This is a genomic window from Chryseobacterium sp. CH25 (assembly GCF_004119455.1).
In the GTDB taxonomy this organism is placed as follows: domain Bacteria; phylum Bacteroidota; class Bacteroidia; order Flavobacteriales; family Weeksellaceae; genus Chryseobacterium.
In genome coordinates this window covers 67,075-82,782 of sequence record NZ_NRQT01000003.1, presented here as the reverse complement: position 1 = coordinate 82,782, position 15,708 = coordinate 67,075, and the positions used below count along the sequence as shown (strand labels likewise).

At 35.6% G+C, this 15,708-nt stretch carries 29 protein-coding genes and 1 pseudogene; 29 read left to right on the top strand and 1 reads right to left on the bottom strand.

Annotated elements, in window-relative coordinates:
* The first annotated feature begins 79 nt into the window (after nt 1–79).
* The 29 genes and pseudogenes from BOQ64_RS08590 to rplQ all read left to right on the top strand — a co-directional run bounded on the left by BOQ64_RS08590 (nt 80) and on the right by rplQ (nt 15,138).
* A complete protein-coding gene (locus BOQ64_RS08590) occupies nt 80–841 on the top strand; it encodes a DeoR/GlpR family DNA-binding transcription regulator (protein ID WP_129057719.1) in 762 nt (253 codons plus the stop codon).
* A gap of 505 nt (nt 842–1,346) precedes the next feature.
* Nucleotides 1,347–1,970: a 50S ribosomal protein L3 gene (gene rplC / locus BOQ64_RS08585; RefSeq protein WP_129057718.1), complete on the top strand. Its 624-nt coding sequence runs from the start codon at nt 1,347–1,349 to the stop codon at nt 1,968–1,970.
* Nucleotides 1,961–2,590, top strand: a complete 630-nt coding sequence (gene rplD / locus BOQ64_RS08580) for a 50S ribosomal protein L4 (RefSeq protein ID WP_129057717.1) — start codon at nt 1,961–1,963, stop codon at nt 2,588–2,590. Before rplC ends, rplD begins: the two co-directional genes overlap by 10 nt.
* A gap of 3 nt (nt 2,591–2,593) precedes the next feature.
* Nucleotides 2,594–2,884: a 50S ribosomal protein L23 gene (gene rplW, locus BOQ64_RS08575; RefSeq protein ID WP_045491154.1), complete on the top strand. Its 291-nt coding sequence runs from the start codon at nt 2,594–2,596 to the stop codon at nt 2,882–2,884.
* Between the two features lie 22 nt (nt 2,885–2,906).
* Nucleotides 2,907–3,728 carry a 50S ribosomal protein L2 gene (gene rplB / locus BOQ64_RS08570; RefSeq protein ID WP_129057716.1) on the top strand — a complete coding sequence of 274 codons (822 nt, stop codon included), beginning with the start codon at nt 2,907–2,909 and terminating at the stop codon, nt 3,726–3,728.
* 2 nt (nt 3,729–3,730) lie between these two features.
* The gene (gene rpsS, locus BOQ64_RS08565; protein WP_002983209.1) at nt 3,731–4,009 is read left to right on the top strand and encodes a 30S ribosomal protein S19; all 279 of its coding nucleotides are present in this window, start codon (nt 3,731–3,733) and stop codon (nt 4,007–4,009) included.
* 2 nt (nt 4,010–4,011) lie between these two features.
* A complete protein-coding gene (gene rplV, locus BOQ64_RS08560) occupies nt 4,012–4,410 on the top strand; it encodes a 50S ribosomal protein L22 (RefSeq protein WP_129057715.1) in 399 nt (132 codons plus the stop codon).
* A gap of 7 nt (nt 4,411–4,417) precedes the next feature.
* Nucleotides 4,418–5,167 (top strand): 30S ribosomal protein S3, encoded by a 750-nt coding sequence (rpsC, locus tag BOQ64_RS08555; RefSeq protein WP_034694675.1) that lies wholly within the window; start codon nt 4,418–4,420, stop codon nt 5,165–5,167.
* Between the two features lie 98 nt (nt 5,168–5,265).
* Nucleotides 5,266–5,691, top strand: coding sequence for a 50S ribosomal protein L16 (rplP, locus tag BOQ64_RS08550; protein WP_002983219.1), 426 nt, complete (start codon nt 5,266–5,268; stop codon nt 5,689–5,691).
* A gap of 12 nt (nt 5,692–5,703) precedes the next feature.
* A complete protein-coding gene (rpmC, locus tag BOQ64_RS08545; RefSeq protein ID WP_027381309.1) occupies nt 5,704–5,889 on the top strand; it encodes a 50S ribosomal protein L29 in 186 nt (61 codons plus the stop codon).
* Between the two features lie 12 nt (nt 5,890–5,901).
* Entirely contained in the window at nt 5,902–6,156 is a 255-nt protein-coding gene (gene rpsQ / locus BOQ64_RS08540) for a 30S ribosomal protein S17 (RefSeq protein WP_065400323.1), read from the top strand.
* A 2-nt stretch (nt 6,157–6,158) separates the two neighbouring features.
* Nucleotides 6,159–6,527 (top strand): 50S ribosomal protein L14, encoded by a 369-nt coding sequence (gene rplN / locus BOQ64_RS08535; RefSeq protein ID WP_002983226.1) that lies wholly within the window; start codon nt 6,159–6,161, stop codon nt 6,525–6,527.
* 21 nt (nt 6,528–6,548) lie between these two features.
* Nucleotides 6,549–6,875: a 50S ribosomal protein L24 gene (gene rplX / locus BOQ64_RS08530; protein WP_065395919.1), complete on the top strand. Its 327-nt coding sequence runs from the start codon at nt 6,549–6,551 to the stop codon at nt 6,873–6,875.
* 11 nt (nt 6,876–6,886) lie between these two features.
* On the top strand, nt 6,887–7,438 hold the full coding sequence (gene rplE / locus BOQ64_RS08525) for a 50S ribosomal protein L5 (protein WP_105702144.1): 552 nt from the start codon (nt 6,887–6,889) through the stop codon (nt 7,436–7,438).
* A 3-nt stretch (nt 7,439–7,441) separates the two neighbouring features.
* Nucleotides 7,442–7,711 carry a 30S ribosomal protein S14 gene (gene rpsN / locus BOQ64_RS08520; RefSeq protein ID WP_002983233.1) on the top strand — a complete coding sequence of 90 codons (270 nt, stop codon included), beginning with the start codon at nt 7,442–7,444 and terminating at the stop codon, nt 7,709–7,711.
* Nucleotides 7,712–7,858: 147 nt separating this feature from the next.
* On the top strand, nt 7,859–8,257 hold the full coding sequence (gene rpsH / locus BOQ64_RS08515) for a 30S ribosomal protein S8 (RefSeq protein WP_034694686.1): 399 nt from the start codon (nt 7,859–7,861) through the stop codon (nt 8,255–8,257).
* A 17-nt stretch (nt 8,258–8,274) separates the two neighbouring features.
* Entirely contained in the window at nt 8,275–8,820 is a 546-nt protein-coding gene (gene rplF / locus BOQ64_RS08510; RefSeq protein WP_129057714.1) for a 50S ribosomal protein L6, read from the top strand.
* Nucleotides 8,821–8,835: 15 nt separating this feature from the next.
* Nucleotides 8,836–9,189, top strand: a complete 354-nt coding sequence (rplR, locus tag BOQ64_RS08505) for a 50S ribosomal protein L18 (protein ID WP_077413597.1) — start codon at nt 8,836–8,838, stop codon at nt 9,187–9,189.
* Between the two features lie 19 nt (nt 9,190–9,208).
* Nucleotides 9,209–9,730 (top strand): 30S ribosomal protein S5, encoded by a 522-nt coding sequence (rpsE, locus tag BOQ64_RS08500; protein WP_042721505.1) that lies wholly within the window; start codon nt 9,209–9,211, stop codon nt 9,728–9,730.
* A gap of 11 nt (nt 9,731–9,741) precedes the next feature.
* The gene (rpmD, locus tag BOQ64_RS08495; RefSeq protein ID WP_027371710.1) at nt 9,742–9,918 is read left to right on the top strand and encodes a 50S ribosomal protein L30; all 177 of its coding nucleotides are present in this window, start codon (nt 9,742–9,744) and stop codon (nt 9,916–9,918) included.
* Nucleotides 9,919–9,939: 21 nt separating this feature from the next.
* A complete protein-coding gene (rplO, locus tag BOQ64_RS08490) occupies nt 9,940–10,389 on the top strand; it encodes a 50S ribosomal protein L15 (protein WP_103246800.1) in 450 nt (149 codons plus the stop codon).
* Nucleotides 10,390–10,398: 9 nt separating this feature from the next.
* Nucleotides 10,399–11,778, top strand: coding sequence for a preprotein translocase subunit SecY (gene secY / locus BOQ64_RS08485; protein ID WP_045491124.1), 1,380 nt, complete (start codon nt 10,399–10,401; stop codon nt 11,776–11,778).
* A 3-nt stretch (nt 11,779–11,781) separates the two neighbouring features.
* Entirely contained in the window at nt 11,782–11,997 is a 216-nt protein-coding gene (gene infA / locus BOQ64_RS08480) for a translation initiation factor IF-1 (protein WP_034684855.1), read from the top strand.
* Between the two features lie 62 nt (nt 11,998–12,059).
* Nucleotides 12,060–12,176: a 50S ribosomal protein L36 gene (rpmJ, locus tag BOQ64_RS08475; RefSeq protein ID WP_007839480.1), complete on the top strand. Its 117-nt coding sequence runs from the start codon at nt 12,060–12,062 to the stop codon at nt 12,174–12,176.
* Between the two features lie 7 nt (nt 12,177–12,183).
* The gene (rpsM, locus tag BOQ64_RS08470; RefSeq protein WP_034694696.1) at nt 12,184–12,561 is read left to right on the top strand and encodes a 30S ribosomal protein S13; all 378 of its coding nucleotides are present in this window, start codon (nt 12,184–12,186) and stop codon (nt 12,559–12,561) included.
* Between the two features lie 12 nt (nt 12,562–12,573).
* Entirely contained in the window at nt 12,574–12,963 is a 390-nt protein-coding gene (rpsK, locus tag BOQ64_RS08465) for a 30S ribosomal protein S11 (protein ID WP_034694697.1), read from the top strand.
* A gap of 19 nt (nt 12,964–12,982) precedes the next feature.
* On the top strand, nt 12,983–13,591 hold the full coding sequence (gene rpsD, locus BOQ64_RS08460) for a 30S ribosomal protein S4 (protein WP_105702142.1): 609 nt from the start codon (nt 12,983–12,985) through the stop codon (nt 13,589–13,591).
* Between the two features lie 33 nt (nt 13,592–13,624).
* A pseudogene (locus BOQ64_RS08455) lies at nt 13,625–14,619 on the top strand (DNA-directed RNA polymerase subunit alpha).
* A gap of 6 nt (nt 14,620–14,625) precedes the next feature.
* Nucleotides 14,626–15,138: a 50S ribosomal protein L17 gene (gene rplQ, locus BOQ64_RS08450; RefSeq protein WP_105702140.1), complete on the top strand. Its 513-nt coding sequence runs from the start codon at nt 14,626–14,628 to the stop codon at nt 15,136–15,138.
* A 118-nt stretch (nt 15,139–15,256) separates the two neighbouring features.
* Here rplQ and BOQ64_RS08445 read toward each other — a convergent pair whose 3' ends face one another.
* Nucleotides 15,257–15,691, bottom strand: coding sequence for a hypothetical protein (locus BOQ64_RS08445; RefSeq protein WP_129057713.1), 435 nt, complete (start codon nt 15,689–15,691; stop codon nt 15,257–15,259).
* Nucleotides 15,692–15,708: the final 17 nt, after the last annotated feature.

The following is a 15,708-nucleotide window of genomic DNA, read 5'->3' as shown; positions in this document are numbered from 1 at the left end:
TTAAAAATGAAAGCAAAAAGAAAATAAATGAAATTTTAAAATGTTAAAAAAATACAGTAATTTTGAGGAAACGAATAAAATGGAAAAGCTAATTCCAAGGCAAGATGAAATATTAAAAGAACTCGAAGAGAAAGGTCATGTTCTTGTTCAGGATCTGTGCGAAAAACTAAATGTTTCTTCGGTTACGATTCGAAAGGATCTGAATTATCTCGAAAGTTTAGGGCTTCTTTTCAGAAATCACGGGGGAGCAAGTAAGCAGGTAAGATATGCTTACGAAAAGAATGTAGGAGAAAAAGAAAATATCAATGTAGAAGCAAAGCAGTCAATCGCTAAGGCGGCACTTCCATTGATTCAGGAAAATGACTGTATCATATTGGCATCAGGAACTACGATGCATTATCTTGCCAGGATGCTGATGAATTTTGGTCCGCTTACTGTTTTGACCTCTTCACTAAGGGTTGCCATTGAACTTTGTAATAATCCTAATATTAATGTTATTCAATTAGGCGGAGAGGTGAGGAAGAGTTCAACCTCAATTGTAGGGTCTATTTCTGAAGGAATTCTTAAACAATTTTCCTGCAATAAACTTTTCCTGGGAGTAGACGGGATTGATCTTGAATTTGGGATCAGTACTTCCAATGCAGCGGAAGCGCATCTTAATCAGGTCATGATTGAATGTGCAGATAAGACTGTAGTTTTGGCAGATTCTTCAAAATTAAATAAAAAAGGTTTTGGTAAAATTGCCTCATTGGATCAGGTAGATTATTTGATTACAGATGATGGAATTGCTGCCGAAGATGAAGCCAGACTGGAAGAAATAGGAGTAAATGTGATGAAATAACCCTGTCAATTCTTTTAAATCTATATAATAATAGGTGTGAAATATCGAGCCCATGATCAATCATGAGGCTTTTATTTTTTTTATGATGGGTTCTAATGATATTGTTTAATTTTCTGGAAAGGAGAGATAAGATGTTTCTTGTTTTTGTTTGAAAATCCAGGAATGGAATTTTATAAAGAAAATTGTGAAATGTTTCATTATCCTATAGTTATGGCATTTTTTTTGTTGATAGGTGTTGGCTTTGAATTGCCGGAATGAACAATGAGAAGGAAATGTGTGTTTTTTATATTGGATTCATTTTTGTGAACCGGTTATTTTTTCTGAAAATGATCTAAATGATTAAAAATCAAAATATTTTACTCAAAATATTTGTCGGTTACAAAATTATTCATAAATTTGCACACTCATTTTAGGAGCGTAGTGTGCCTATATCAAAAGTAGAAATCACTTCAGACTTCCGAAAAATGGAAAAAAATAAAGGATAAATTTTATTATAATATAAACAATGTCAGGTATTATTGGTAAAAAAATCGGTATGACATCTTTGTTTAACGAAGAAGGGAAAAACATTCCTTGTACAGTTATTCAAGCTGGTCCATGCTCGATTTTACAGGTCAGAACCTTAGAAGTTGACGGTTATTCAGCTGTTCAATTAGGTTTCGATGACAAGAGTGAGAAGAACGTTGGTAAAGCGTTAGCTGGCCACTTTAAAAAGGCTGGTTCTGCTCCTAAAGCTAAATTAGTAGAATTCCACGATGGATTCTCAGATGCTAAAGTAGGAGAAGAAGTAAATGTTCAACTATTCATCGAAGGTGAATATGTAGACGTAACAGGAACTTCAAAAGGTAAAGGTTTCCAAGGTGTTGTTAAAAGACACGGATTTGGAGGTGTAATGCAGGCAACTCATGGTCAGCACAACAGACTTAGAGCTCCAGGTTCTATCGGTGCTGGATCTGACCCTTCAAGAGTATTCAAAGGGATGAGAATGGCTGGAAGAATGGGAGGTAAGCAGGTAACTGTTCAAAACCTTCAAGTGTTAAAAGTTGATCAAGAACAAAATCTTTTAGTAGTAAAAGGTGCTGTTCCGGGAGCTAAAAATTCTTATGTAATTATCAGAAAATGGAACTAGTAGTATTAAATACATCAGGAAAAGAGACCGGAAGAAAAGTAACTCTAGACGAAACAGTATTCGGAATTGAGCCAAATCAGCACGCGGTTTACTTAGAAGTTAAACAGTACCTTGCTGCACAAAGACAAGGAACTCATAAAGCAAAAGAAAGAAGCGAAATTACTGCTTCTACTAAAAAGCTTAAGAAGCAAAAAGGATCTGGATCTGCTAGATATGGTGATATTAAATCTCCAACTTTCAGAGGTGGAGGTAGAGTATTCGGACCAAAACCAAGAGACTACAGATTCAAATTGAACAAAGCTCTTAAGAGATTGGCTAAAAAATCTGTTTTATCTCAAAAAATGAGAGATAACAGCATTAAAGTTTTAGAAGATATGAGCTTTGCTGCTCCTAAGACTAAAGATTTCATCAATGTATTAAATGCATTGGAACTTAACGGTAAAAAATCTTTATTCGTTCTTCCTGAAGCTAACAAGAATGTGTATTTATCTTCAAGAAACTTACCTAAAGCTAAAGTAATGAACTTCAACGAAATTAGTTCTTACGATTTAGTTAACGCTGGTGAGATCATTTTCTTCGAAGGTGCAGTTGAAAAATTCCAGGAAAATTTAAAGAAATAAGTCATGTCAGTTATTATTAAACCAGTTATTTCAGAAAAGGCTAACTACCTTACAGATTTAAGAGGTACTTATTCTTTCTTAGTTAACCCTAAGGCGAATAAGATCGAGATCAAAAAGGCTGTTGAAGCAGCTTACGGTGTAAAAGTAGCAGACGTTAACACAATGATTTATGCTCCGAAGGTTTCTTCAAAATACACTAAAAAAGGTCTTCAAGTAGGAAAGACAAATAAATTGAAAAAAGCGGTAATCAAACTTGCTGAAGGTGAGGTTATCGATATTTTTGCTGTAAATTAATTATTAATTATAAATAATAGTAATGTCTGTTAGAAAATTAAAACCTATCACCCCGGGACAGAGATTCAGAATTGTAAACAATTTTGAGGAAATTACTACTAACAAACCAGAGAAATCTCTAGTTGTTGGTATTAAAAAGTCAGGTGGACGTAACAATACAGGTAAAATGACCATGCGTTACACCGGAGGTGGACACAAAAAGAAATACAGAATTATTGACTTCAAAAGAAACAAAGCAAACGTTGAAGCAACTGTAAAATCTGTAGAATACGATCCAAACAGAACTGCATTTATCGCTTTATTAGAATATGCTGATGGAGAGAAGAGATATATCATCGCTCCAAACGGTATCAAAGTTGATCAGAAAGTAATTTCTGGTGACAGCGTAGAGCCAAATGTAGGTAACGCAATGAAGTTGAAAAACATTCCTTTAGGTACTGTAATTTCTTGTGTTGAAATGAAGCCTGGTCAAGGTGCAATTTTAGCAAGAAGTGCTGGTTCTTCAGCTCAATTAACTTCTAGAGATGGAAAATATGCAATCATCAAATTGCCTTCAGGAGAATCAAGAATGATCCTTACTGAATGTTATGCAATGATTGGATCAGTTTCTAACTCTGACCACCAATTAACTGTATCAGGTAAGGCTGGTAGAAGCAGATGGTTAGGTAGAAGACCAAGAACAAGAGCGGTTGTAATGAACCCAGTAGATCACCCAATGGGAGGTGGTGAAGGACGTTCTTCAGGAGGTCACCCAAGATCTAGAAACGGTATGCCGTCTAAAGGTTACAAAACTAGAAAGAAAAACAAAGTGTCTAACCGTTACATCGTATCTAAAAGAAAATAATTATGGCAAGATCACTTAAGAAAGGACCGTTCATTCATCATACTTTAGATAAGAAGGTTCAGGCAAATATAGAGTCTGGTAAGAAGACAGTTATCAAAACTTGGTCTAGAGCATCTATGATCTCTCCGGACTTCGTAGGACAAACTATTGCTGTACACAACGGGAAATCTTTTATCCCAGTTTACGTTACAGAAAACATGGTTGGTCACAAGTTAGGCGAATTTTCTCCAACAAGATCTTTCAGAGGTCATGGTGGTAACAAAAACAAAGGAAGCAGATAATCATGGGATCAAGAAAACAAGATAGTTCAATCGCAAGAAAAGAAGCTAACAAAGACGTTGTAAAAGCTTCATTAAATAATTGCCCATCTTCTCCAAGAAAAATGAGATTAGTAGTTGATATCATTAGAGGAGAACAGGTAGATAAAGCTCTTTATATCCTAAAATATTCAAAGAAGGACGCATCTAACAAGTTAGAGAAATTACTTCTTTCTGCTATGGCAAACTGGCAGGCAAAAAACGAAGGTGCTGATATTGAAGAAGCAAACCTTATCGTTAAAGAAATCTTCGTGGATAGTGCAAGACAATTGAAGAGACTAAGACCAGCTCCACAAGGTAGAGGGTATAGAATCAGAAAAAGATCTAACCACGTTACATTAATCTTAGGTACAAAAGAAAATTAATCAAGGTATGGGACAGAAGACAAATCCAATTGGTAATAGATTAGGTATCATCAGAGGATGGGATTCTAACTGGTTTGGTGGAAACGATTATGGAGACAGAATCGCTGAAGACTACAAAATCAGAAGATACCTTGAGGCTAGATTATCTAAAGGTGGTATTTCAAAAATCTATATTGAAAGAACACTTAAATTAGTAACAGTTACAATCACTACTGCTAGACCGGGACTTATCATCGGTAAAGGAGGTCAGGAAGTTGATAAATTGAAAGAAGAATTGAAGAAACTTACAGGTAAGGATATTCAAATCAACATCTTCGAAATCAAAAGACCTGAATTAGATGCTGTACTAGTTGCTGATAGTATTTCTAAGCAAATTGAAAACAGAATTTCTTACAGAAGAGCTGTTAAAATGGCAATGGCAAGTACTATGAGAATGGGTGCTGAAGGTATCAAAGTTCAAATCTCTGGTAGATTGAACGGAGCTGAAATGGCAAGATCAGAATCTTTCAAAGAAGGAAGAATTCCATTGTCAACTTTCAGAGCTGATATCGATTACCACTGGGCAGAAGCTCACACTACTTACGGTAGACTAGGGGTAAAAGTTTGGATCATGAAAGGTGAAGTTTACGGTAAAAGAGAACTTTCTCCACTAGTGGGACAACAGAAAAAAGGAGGTCAGTCAGACAGAGGAAACAGAGGAGGAGACAGAGACAACAGAAGACCTAGAAAAAACAACAACAATAACAATAATAATTAAAATTTTAGATTAGAAATTTTGAATTTTAAATTACCGTTACTTTTTTAAAATTAAAAAAAATCTAAAATCTAAAATCTAAAATCTAAAATTTAGAAATTATGTTACAACCAAAAAGAACCAAATTCCGTAGAGTTCACAAGATGAAGATGAAGGGGAATGCCCAGAGAGGTAGTCAACTTGCTTACGGAACTTTTGGGATCAAAGCAACTGAGGGGGCTTGGATCACTGCAAGACAAATTGAAGCTGCTCGTATTGCTGCGACAAGATATATGAAGAGAGAAGGTCAACTATGGATCAAAATCTTCCCAGATAAGCCAATTACTAAGAAACCAGCGGAAGTACGTATGGGTAAAGGTAAGGGTGCTGTTGAATACTGGGTAGCTGTAGTAAAACCAGGTAAAATTATGTTCGAAGTAGGTGGAGTTCCTTACGAAGTTGCGAAAGAAGCTCTTAGACTTGCTGCACAAAAATTACCAGTAGTTACTAAATTCATCGTTGCTAACGATTTTGTTAAACCTCTTTAATCTTTGAATACAATGAAAAAAGCTGATATTAAAAATTTAAGCGCGGGTGACATTCAAGCTCAATTAACTGAAGCAAAAGCTCAATATTCTAAATTGAAATTAGCTCATGCAATCAGCCCAATTGAAAACCCGATTCAAATCAGAGATTTGAGAAAAACAATCGCTAGACTAAATACTGAGTTAACTAACAAACAATAATTTCATTTTACAATGGATAGAAATTTAAGAAAAGAAAGAATCGGAGTGGTTTCCAGCAATAAAATGGAAAAAACTATTGTTGTTAGCGAGACTACAAGAGTAAAGCACCCGATGTACGGTAAATTCGTTTTGAAAACGAAAAAATATACTGCACACGACGAGAACAACGAATGCGCAGAAGGTGATACAGTTCTTATCCAAGAAACTAGACCTTTAAGCAAGAGCAAGAGATGGAGATTAGTAAGAATCATTGAAAAAGCTAAGTAATAATGTTACAAACAGAATCAAGATTAAAAGTTGCTGATAACACAGGTGCTAAAGAAGTACTAGTTATTAGAGTTCTGGGAGGAACCAGAAGAAGATATGCTTCAGTTGGTGATAAAATCGTTGTTACGATCAAAGATTCTACACCATCAGGAAACGCAAAAAAAGGTCAGGTATCTAAAGCTGTAGTAGTAAGAACTAAAAAAGCAGTAAGAAGAAAAGATGGTTCATACATCAAATTCGACGACAATGCTTGTGTATTACTAAACGCAGCGGGAGAAATGAGAGGAACACGTGTTTTCGGACCGGTTGCTCGTGAGTTGAGAGACAAAGAATATATGAAAATCATTTCATTAGCTCCTGAAGTACTTTAATTTTTAAAATTTTTTAAAGAAATGTCAAAGTTAAAAATAAAAAGAGGAGATAACGTAATCATTACTACTGGTAAGAAAGATATCAAAGGTAAGACTGGTGAAGTTATTGAAGTGATCAAGAAAGAAGGAAGAGACCCTAGAGTAATTGTTGCAGGACTTAACATCATCAAAAAGCACGTTAAGCCTTCAGCTTCTAATCCTCAAGGAGGAATCGTTGAAAAAGAAGCTTCTATTCATATCTCAAACGTAGCTTTAGTTGGTAAAGACGGAAAAGCAATCAAAATCGGTTACAAAATCGAAGGAGATAAGAAAGTAAGAATCAACAAAAAAACGGGTGAAACTTTATAATTTGAATTAACATGGAATTTATAGCAAGACCCAAAAAAATATACAAAGAGACAATTGTTCCTGCAATGATGGAAGAATTCGGGTACAAGTCAATCATGCAAGTACCTAGATTAGAGAAAATCGTTGTATCACAAGGTTTAGGAGACGCTACTGCAGATAAGAAAATTATCGATTATGCTGTAGAAGAACTTACAAACATCACAGGTCAGAAAGCAGTAGGTACTATCTCTAAGAAAGATGAAGCTGCATTCAAACTTAGAAAAGGTATGCCTGTAGGTGCTAAAGTAACTTTGAGAGCTCAAAGAATGTATGAGTTCTTAGACAGACTTACTTCTTCTGCTTTACCACGTATCAGAGATTTCTCTGGTATCAAAGCAGATGGTTTCGATGGTAGAGGTAACTACAACTTAGGTATTACTGAGCAAATTATCTTCCCTGAGATCGTAATTGACAAAGTGAAAAAAATCCAAGGGATGGACATCACTTTCGTAACTACTGCGAAAACAGATAAAGAAGCTAAAGCATTATTAACTCACTTCGGTTTACCATTTAAAAAGAACTAAGAAATGGCTAAAGAATCAATGAAAGCGCGTGAGCGCAAAAGAGAAGCACTAGTTGCTAAATACGCTGCTAAAAGACAAGCTCTTAAAGAAGCTGGTGATTACGAAGGACTTCAAAAATTGCCTAAGAATGCTTCTCCTGTAAGATTACACAACAGATGTAAACTAACAGGTAGACCAAGAGGATACATGAGAACGTTTGGTATTTCCAGAGTAACTTTCAGAGAAATGGCTAACAACGGTCTTATCCCAGGTGTAAGAAAAGCTAGTTGGTAATTATTACTAATTAAAAATCGGGACAATTAAGTTGTCGAGATACTAAAGAATAACAATATCAGACCGAAGATTTCTGAAGTCTGATATTGTTCTCTTCAAGTCTTTTCAAAACTGATTGTTCTTTAACCAATAATTTATAAAAGAAAAATGGTAACAGATCCAATTTCAGATTTCCTAACTAGAGTAAGGAACGCACAAAGCGCAGGCCACAAAGTGGTGGAAATTCCTGCATCGAAAATCAAAAAGGAGATTACTAAGATCCTATTTGATCAAGGGTATATCTTAAACTACAAGTTTGAAGATAACGCTGTTCAAGGAGTGATCAAAATCGCTTTAAAGTACGATAAGCAAACTAACAAACCTGCTATTAAGTCTATCCAAAGAGCTTCAAGACCAGGTTTAAGACAGTACAAAGGTTCTACTGAACTTCCAAGAGTACTAAACGGTTTGGGTATTTCTATCATCTCTACTTCTAAAGGAGTAATGACTGACAAGAAAGCTAGAGAAGAGAAAGTAGGCGGTGAAGTAATCTGCTATGTTTATTAATTTTTAATCAGAGGAAAATGTCAAGAATTGGTAAAGCAATTATAACAATTCCAGCTGGAGTTACAATCACTGAAAATAACGGTGTAGTAACTGTAAAAGGAGCTAAAGGAGAACTTTCTCAGGAGCTTACAGCAGGAATTACTGTAGAACAGAAAGATGGTGAACTTAACGTAAACAGACCATCTGATTCTAAGCAACACAAAGCGCTTCACGGTTTATACAGAGCGTTAATCAACAACATGATTGTTGGTGTTTCAAATGGTTTCGAAAAGAAACTAGAACTAGTAGGGGTAGGATATAGAGCTTCACACGCAGGTCAAAAACTTGAGTTAGCTTTAGGATTCTCTCACGGTATCGTATTAGAACTTCCAAGCGAAGTAAAAGTTGATACATTGACTGAAAAAGGTAAAAACCCAATTATTACTTTAACGTCTCACGACAACCAACTTCTAGGAATGGTAGCTGCAAAGATCCGTTCTTTCAGAAAGCCTGAACCATACAAAGGAAAAGGTGTAAGATTCGTAGGAGAAATTGTTAGACGTAAAGCTGGTAAATCTGCTTAATAAATTATAAGTATTATGGCATTAAGTAAATTAGAAAAAAGAATAAGAATCAAAAGAAGAGTAAGAGGGAAAATCTCTGGATCTTCTGAATTGCCAAGATTATCTGTATACAAAAGTAATAAGGAAATTTACGCTCAGTTAATCGACGATAAAAATGGTAAAACTTTAGCATCAGCTTCTTCAAGAGAAAAAGGTGTAGACGCTAAAGGTACTAAGACTGAAATTTCTGCTGCTGTTGGTAAAGCTATCGCTGCTAAAGCTATCGCTGCAGGAATCGAAAGTATTGTATTTGACAGAAACGGTTTCGTATATCACGGTAGAGTAAAAGCTCTAGCTGATGGTGCGAGAGAAGGTGGACTTAAATTCTAATCATTAAATTTCGGAAAATATGTTAGGACTAGATAATATAGAAAGAGTAAAACCGGGAGGATTAGAATTAAAAGATCGTCTCGTAGCTGTTAACAGAGTAACAAAAGTAACTAAAGGAGGTAGAGCTTTCGGATTTTCTGCTATTGTTGTAGTAGGAAACGAAGAAGGAGTTATCGGTTTTGGTTTAGGAAAATCTAAAGAGGTTGCTTCTGCAATTGCTAAAGCAGTTGAAGACGCTAAGAAAAACCTTGTTAAAGTTCCAGTAATGAACCACACTATTCCTCACCAAACTACTGCTAGATACGGTGGTGCAGATATCTTCTTAAGACCTGCTTCTCACGGTACAGGACTTATTGCAGGTGGTGCGGTAAGAGCGGTATTGGAATCAGCTGGTATTCACGATATCCTTTCAAAATCTAAAGGATCTTCTAACCCTCACAACGTAGTGAAAGCTACTTTCAAAGCGTTATTAGATATCAGAAGACCTGAAGAGATTGCTAGAATGAGAGGAGTTTCTCTAAGTAAAGTGTTTAACGGTTAATAATTAAAACAATGGCAACAATTAAAGTAAAGCAAGTAAGAAGCGCTATTGGTAGAACAAAAACCCAAAAGAGAACGCTTGAAGCATTAGGATTAAAAAAACTTCACCAAGTTGTAGAGCACGAAGCTACTCCTTCTATCTTAGGAATGATCGCTGCTGTAGGTCACTTACTAGAAGTTCAAAAATAATTTTATAAAAGAGAAATTAAAATGAATTTAAATAACATACAACCAGCTGCAGGATCTACTTTCAACTCAAAGAGAATTGGTAGAGGTCAGGGTACTGGAAAAGGAGGTACTTCAACAAAAGGGCACAAAGGTCAGAAAGCTAGAGCTGGTTATTCTCAGAAGATCGGTTTCGAAGGTGGACAGATGCCTTTACAAAGAAGACTACCTAAATTCGGATTCAAAAACGTAAACAGAAAAGAGTTTAGAGGGGTTAACCTTGATACTATCCAAACTTTAATCGAGAACAAATCCATCACTGGAGATATCACGAAAGAAGTTTTAGTAGCAAACGGAATCGTTTCTAAAAACGAATTAGTGAAAATTATGGGTAGAGGAGAATTGAAATCTGCGGTTTCAATTTCTGCTGATAAATTCACGAAATCTGCTGAAGAGCTTATTGCTAAAGCAGGTGGAAAAGCAATTACCTTATAATACTTACTAATGAAAGAATTTATACAAACACTTAAAAATATTTGGAGTCTTAAAGAACTTAGAGATAAAATTCTCTTTACTTTAGGTATTATCCTTGTGTATAGATTCGCATCTTATATCTCACTTCCCGCAATTAATCTTGCAGAGGTGGGAGATCTCTTAGAGCATTATAAAAATCAAGGCGGTAACAAGCAAGGAGCAGGTCTCCTTGGCTTGCTTTCGTCGTTTACGGGGGGGGCTTTCAGCCACGCTTCTGTAATGGCGTTAGGAATCATGCCTTATATTTCTGCTTCTATTATTGTTCAGTTGATGGGGATGGCTATTCCTTATCTTCAGAAGCTTCAGAAAGATGGAGAGTCAGGTAGAAATACATTGAACCAAATTACAAGATGGTTAACGATTGGGGTTTGTCTGGTACAGGCACCTTCTTATTTAACTTCTATTACTCAATTATTCTTACCGTATGCTCAGTTCCAATCTGCATATTTTGTAGAACCAAATTCAATTATGTTCTGGTTACCAAGTATTGTTATCCTGGTAGGTGGTTCAGTATTTGCAATGTGGTTAGGTGAAAAGATTACCGATAAGGGAATCGGAAATGGTATCTCTATCCTTATTATGGTGGGGATTCTTTCAAGATTACCTGAGGCATTCGTACAGGAGATGGCCGTGCAGAACGGAAAAGGAGGAATGGGATCTATCATGATCCTTATTGAAGTATTATTCTGGATGTTGGTAGTTCTTTTAGCAGTGATTTTATCAGTGGCTGTTAGAAAAATTCCAATTCAGTATGTAAGCAGAGCTCAAGCAAGAGGAGGTGTAAACAAGAATCTTATGCAGGGCGCAAGACAGTGGATTCCATTGAAAGTAAATGCTGCTGGTGTAATGCCGATTATCTTTGCTCAGGCATTGATGTTCGTACCAGGATTATTAACAAAATTCGATGAGTCTAACACTTTTCTTGCAGGTTTCAAGAATGTTTTTAGCTGGCAGTACAATGTATTGTTTGCGCTATTAATTATTATCTTCTCGTTTTTCTATACTGCAATTACAATTCCGGTAAACCAAATGGCTGATGATTTGAAGAGAAATGGTGGTTTAGTACCGAAAGTAAGACCCGGAAAAGAGACAGCAGATTACTTAGATGATATTTTATCAAAAATTACCTTGCCAGGTGCAATTTTTTTATCTATCTTTGCAGTCCTTCCAGCAATTGTGCATGGAAGCTTTGTTCAGACAGATGCGTTTGCCCTATTTTTCGGGGGAACGTCACTATTAATTATGGTAGGTGTAATTTTAGATACAGTTCAACAGATTAATACATATCTGCTGAACCATCATTATGATGGATTAATGCAATCTAAACTGTCTAGAACGACTGGATATTAATTTATGGCAAAACAAAAACATATTGAACAAGACGGCGTTATAACGGAAGCACTTTCGAACGCTCAGTTCCGTGTAGAACTAGAGAATGGGCATATACTTATTGCTCATATTTCTGGTAAAATGCGAATGCACTATATTAAACTTTTACCTGGTGATAAGGTAAAACTAGAAATGTCTCCTTATGATTTAACAAAAGGGAGAATCACATTTAGATATTAAAACATTTAGCCAAATGGAATACACATTCCATTTGGCATTTGTAAAAAATAAATACTATCAAAATGAAAGTAAGAGCATCAATTAAAAAAAGAAGCGCTGATTGCAAAATCGTACGCAGAAAAGGTGTACTGTTCGTAATCAACAAGAAGAACCCAAAATTTAAACAAAGACAAGGTTAATTAAATTATGGCGAGAATTGCAGGTATTGATTTACCAAAAAACAAAAGAGGAGTTATCGGTTTAACTTACATTTATGGTGTTGGAAGAAGTACTTCTTCTGAAATCCTTAAAGCTGCCGGTATCAGCGAAGACAAAAAAGTCAACGAATGGAATGACGATGAATTGGCTGCCATCAGAACTTACATCCTAGAAAACGTAAAAGTAGAAGGAGAATTAAGATCTGAAGTGCAATTGAACATCAAGAGATTGATGGACATAGGATGCCAACGAGGAATACGTCACAGACTTGGATTACCTTTAAGAGGCCAGAGAACGAAAAACAACTCTAGAACCAGAAAAGGAAAGAGAAAAACTGTTGCTAACAAGAAAAAAGCTAGTAAATAATCGTTAGGAATTATGGCAAAACAAACTAAAGTAGTTAAGAAGAGAAAAGTAAAAGTTGAAGCTATTGGTGAAGCACATATTCAGGCTTCTTTCAATAACATCATCATTTCTTTAACAAATAAAAACGGAGAGGTTATCTCTTGGGCTTCTGCCGGTAAAATGGGATTCAGAGGTTCTAAAAAGAATACTCCATTTGCTGCTCAGATGGCAGCTGAAAATTGCTCTGCTGTAGCTCACGAAGCTGGTTTAAGAAGAGTAAAGGTGTTTGTGAAAGGTCCTGGTGCAGGTAGAGAATCTGCTATCAGATCTATCCACAATTCAGGAATTGAAGTTTCAGAAATCGTTGACGTGACTCCAATGCCACACAACGGATGTAGACCACCAAAAAGAAGAAGAGTTTAATTTTTAGAATTTACCCATTATGGCAAGATATATTGGACCTAAAACTAAGATTGCTAGAAAGTTTGGTGCTGCAATCTACGGAGATGATAAAAACTTCGAAAAGAGAAAAAACCAACCGCCAGGACAACACGGTCCTAACAAAAGAAGAGGTGCTAAAAAATCAGAATATGCAGTTCAGTTAGCTGAAAAACAAAAAGCTAAATATACTTACGGTATTTTAGAAAGACAGTTTGCTAACTTATTTGAAAAAGCACACAGAAGTAAAGGTGTAACAGGGGAAGTTCTATTACAACTTTGTGAATCAAGATTGGATAACGTAGTATACAGATTAGGTTTTGCTAAAACTAGATCTGGAGCTAGACAATTAGTTTCTCACAGACACATCACTGTGAACGGAGAGATTCTTAATATCCCTTCTTACTTGGTAAAAGCTGGTGATGTAATCGCTGTAAGAGAAAAGTCTAAGTCTCTTGATGTTGTTACCAATGCATTGGCTTCTAAGTCAAACTATGAGTGGTTACAATTCAACGATGAGAAGAAAGAAGGTACCTTCATTTCTGCTCCTGAAAGAATCCAAATTCCGGAAGACATCAAGGAGAACCTTATCGTCGAACTTTACTCTAAATAATTTTTTAATCAAATTTTTGCTCAACCCAATAATATGGCAATTTTACAATTCATAAAACCCGATAAAGTAATTTTACTTAACTCTGATGAATTTAAAGGTCAATTTGAATTCAGACCTTTAGAACCAGGTTTCGGGCTTACAATCGGTAATGCTTTGAGAAGAGTGTTGCTTTCTTCTCTGGAAGGATACGCTATTTCATCTATCAAAATAGAAGGTGTAGAGCACGAATTTTCAACTATTCCAGGAGTAATCGAAGACGTTACCGAAATTATTCTTAACCTAAAGCAGGTAAGATTAAAAGCTTCAGCAGAAGGCCAGGCTAACGAGCAGGTTGTTGCTAAAGTTTCAGGTCAAACGATTATTACTGCTGGAGATTTAGGAAAATCGATCAACGGATTCGAGGTTTTAAACCCGGATTTAATGATTTGTAACCTAAATACTGATGTAACTTTCGAAATTACTTTCAATATTGAAAAGGTAGAGGATATGTTCCTTCTGAACAAAATAAGTCAAACAATGCACCTGTAGGTACTATTGCTATTGACTCTATTTTCACGCCGATCAAGAAAGTACAGTACAGCATTGAAAATTATCGTGTAGAGCAAAAAACAGACTACGAAAAACTTGTATTAGATATAGAAACTGACGGGTCTATCAGCCCTCAGAATGCTTTAACAGAAGCTTCTAAGATATTAATTTATCACTTCATGTTATTCTCTGATGAGAGAATCACTCTTGAAACTGAAGCTGTAAAAGCATCTATCCAATATGATGAGGAAACTCTTCACACAAGACAACTACTTAAGTCTAAATTAGCAGATATGGATCTTTCTGTAAGAGCCCTTAACTGTCTGAAAGCAGCTGAAGTAGAAACTCTTGGAGAACTGGTTTCTTACAGTAAGTCTGATTTGATGAAATTCAGAAATTTTGGTAAAAAATCTTTGACAGAACTAGAAGAATTAGTGCATTCAAAAGGTCTTAACTTCGGTTTCGACGTTGCAAAATATAAGTTAGACGCTGATAAATAATTAATAATGAGACACGGTAAAAAATTCAATCACTTAGGAAGAACAGCTTCTCACAGAAGTGCTTTACTTTCTAATATGGCTTGTTCTCTAATTGAGCATAAAAGAATCAACACTACTGTAGCTAAAGCTAAAGCTTTAAGAGTATATGTTGAGCCTCTATTAACAAAAGCAAAAGAAGATACTACACACAACAGAAGAGTAGTATTCTCTTACCTTCAAAATAAATTTGCGGTTGCTGAATTATTCAGAACTGTAGCTCCTAAAATCGCTGAAAGAAACGGTGGTTATACAAGAATCATTAAGACAGGTTTCAGACCAGGTGATGCTGCTGATATGGCTCTTATCGAATTAGTAGATTTCAACGAGCTTTACAACCCAAATGCTGAGGAGAAAAAAGCTACAAGAAGAAGCAGAAGATCTACACCAGCTAAAGCAGCAGTTGTTGCTGACGCTCCAGTTGTAGAAGAAAAAGTAGAAGAAGCTAAAGCTGATACTACTGAAGAAAAAACTGAAGAATAATATTCATTCAGATATAAATAGAAAACCATCCGGATTCCGGATGGTTTTTTTATTATGTAGTTATAGTGAACGTTCAGTGTAAAGAATAAAAAACCGCTCCAACAGGAACGGCTTGATTTTATATTTTTGTTCTTTTTAGTTCAATAATATTATTACCCTGCTCAAGGTGAAGACTGTCACCTTTTACTCTTACTGTCATATCATCTTTCTTATAGATGGTTTCATCTCCTTTAGTTTCTGCTTTAGTAAGGGTGAATGTTTTTTTGTTGCTGGTAATAGCAACTGTACTTTCTTTCGGATCATTTTTGAATATTACTTTTACCAATGTTCCATCAGTCGCTTTATATACAAAATCCGTTTTTTCAGTTTTTTGTCCGTTGACATTAACTGTTGATGAACTCTGCGTTACAGAATCAATTTTTCCATTGTTATCCGTAACTACTGTTTCTGAGCTGTCTGTTTTAATGATACTCTTATTTCCGCTTTCACTTTTTTTGCAGCTGATCACAGTTAATGTAAGAACAGCACCAAGTGCTAAAAGACTTTTTTTCATGATTATATTATTTGATA

Bases quoted from the DNA above. Each gene is read 5' to 3' on its own strand.
- rpsE (WP_042721505.1), top strand. From the start codon at position 9,209: ATGTTAGGACTAGATAATATAGAAAGAGTAAAACCGGGAGGATTAGAA.
- rplB (WP_129057716.1), top strand. From the start codon at position 2,907: ATGTCTGTTAGAAAATTAAAACCTATCACCCCGGGACAGAGATTCAGA.
- rplN (WP_002983226.1), top strand. From the start codon at position 6,159: ATGTTACAAACAGAATCAAGATTAAAAGTTGCTGATAACACAGGTGCT.
- rplE (WP_105702144.1), top strand. From the start codon at position 6,887: ATGGAATTTATAGCAAGACCCAAAAAAATATACAAAGAGACAATTGTT.
- rpsD (WP_105702142.1), top strand. From the start codon at position 12,983: ATGGCAAGATATATTGGACCTAAAACTAAGATTGCTAGAAAGTTTGGT.
- rpsN (WP_002983233.1), top strand. From the start codon at position 7,442: ATGGCTAAAGAATCAATGAAAGCGCGTGAGCGCAAAAGAGAAGCACTA.
- rplO (WP_103246800.1), top strand. From the start codon at position 9,940: ATGAATTTAAATAACATACAACCAGCTGCAGGATCTACTTTCAACTCA.
- rpsH (WP_034694686.1), top strand. From the start codon at position 7,859: ATGGTAACAGATCCAATTTCAGATTTCCTAACTAGAGTAAGGAACGCA.
- BOQ64_RS08590 (WP_129057719.1), top strand. From the start codon at position 80: ATGGAAAAGCTAATTCCAAGGCAAGATGAAATATTAAAAGAACTCGAA.
- rplQ (WP_105702140.1), top strand. From the start codon at position 14,626: ATGAGACACGGTAAAAAATTCAATCACTTAGGAAGAACAGCTTCTCAC.
- secY (WP_045491124.1), top strand. From the start codon at position 10,399: ATGAAAGAATTTATACAAACACTTAAAAATATTTGGAGTCTTAAAGAA.
- rpsM (WP_034694696.1), top strand. From the start codon at position 12,184: ATGGCGAGAATTGCAGGTATTGATTTACCAAAAAACAAAAGAGGAGTT.
- infA (WP_034684855.1), top strand. From the start codon at position 11,782: ATGGCAAAACAAAAACATATTGAACAAGACGGCGTTATAACGGAAGCA.
- rplR (WP_077413597.1), top strand. From the start codon at position 8,836: ATGGCATTAAGTAAATTAGAAAAAAGAATAAGAATCAAAAGAAGAGTA.
- rplF (WP_129057714.1), top strand. From the start codon at position 8,275: ATGTCAAGAATTGGTAAAGCAATTATAACAATTCCAGCTGGAGTTACA.
- rplP (WP_002983219.1), top strand. From the start codon at position 5,266: ATGTTACAACCAAAAAGAACCAAATTCCGTAGAGTTCACAAGATGAAG.
- rplW (WP_045491154.1), top strand. From the start codon at position 2,594: ATGTCAGTTATTATTAAACCAGTTATTTCAGAAAAGGCTAACTACCTT.
- rpsC (WP_034694675.1), top strand. From the start codon at position 4,418: ATGGGACAGAAGACAAATCCAATTGGTAATAGATTAGGTATCATCAGA.
- rplC (WP_129057718.1), top strand. From the start codon at position 1,347: ATGTCAGGTATTATTGGTAAAAAAATCGGTATGACATCTTTGTTTAAC.
- rpsQ (WP_065400323.1), top strand. From the start codon at position 5,902: ATGGATAGAAATTTAAGAAAAGAAAGAATCGGAGTGGTTTCCAGCAAT.
- rpsS (WP_002983209.1), top strand. From the start codon at position 3,731: ATGGCAAGATCACTTAAGAAAGGACCGTTCATTCATCATACTTTAGAT.
- rplX (WP_065395919.1), top strand. From the start codon at position 6,549: ATGTCAAAGTTAAAAATAAAAAGAGGAGATAACGTAATCATTACTACT.
- rpsK (WP_034694697.1), top strand. From the start codon at position 12,574: ATGGCAAAACAAACTAAAGTAGTTAAGAAGAGAAAAGTAAAAGTTGAA.
- rplD (WP_129057717.1), top strand. From the start codon at position 1,961: ATGGAACTAGTAGTATTAAATACATCAGGAAAAGAGACCGGAAGAAAA.
- rpmC (WP_027381309.1), top strand. From the start codon at position 5,704: ATGAAAAAAGCTGATATTAAAAATTTAAGCGCGGGTGACATTCAAGCT.
- rplV (WP_129057715.1), top strand. From the start codon at position 4,012: ATGGGATCAAGAAAACAAGATAGTTCAATCGCAAGAAAAGAAGCTAAC.
- BOQ64_RS08445 (WP_129057713.1), bottom strand. From the start codon at position 15,691: ATGAAAAAAAGTCTTTTAGCACTTGGTGCTGTTCTTACATTAACTGTG.
- rpmJ (WP_007839480.1), top strand. From the start codon at position 12,060: ATGAAAGTAAGAGCATCAATTAAAAAAAGAAGCGCTGATTGCAAAATC.
- rpmD (WP_027371710.1), top strand. From the start codon at position 9,742: ATGGCAACAATTAAAGTAAAGCAAGTAAGAAGCGCTATTGGTAGAACA.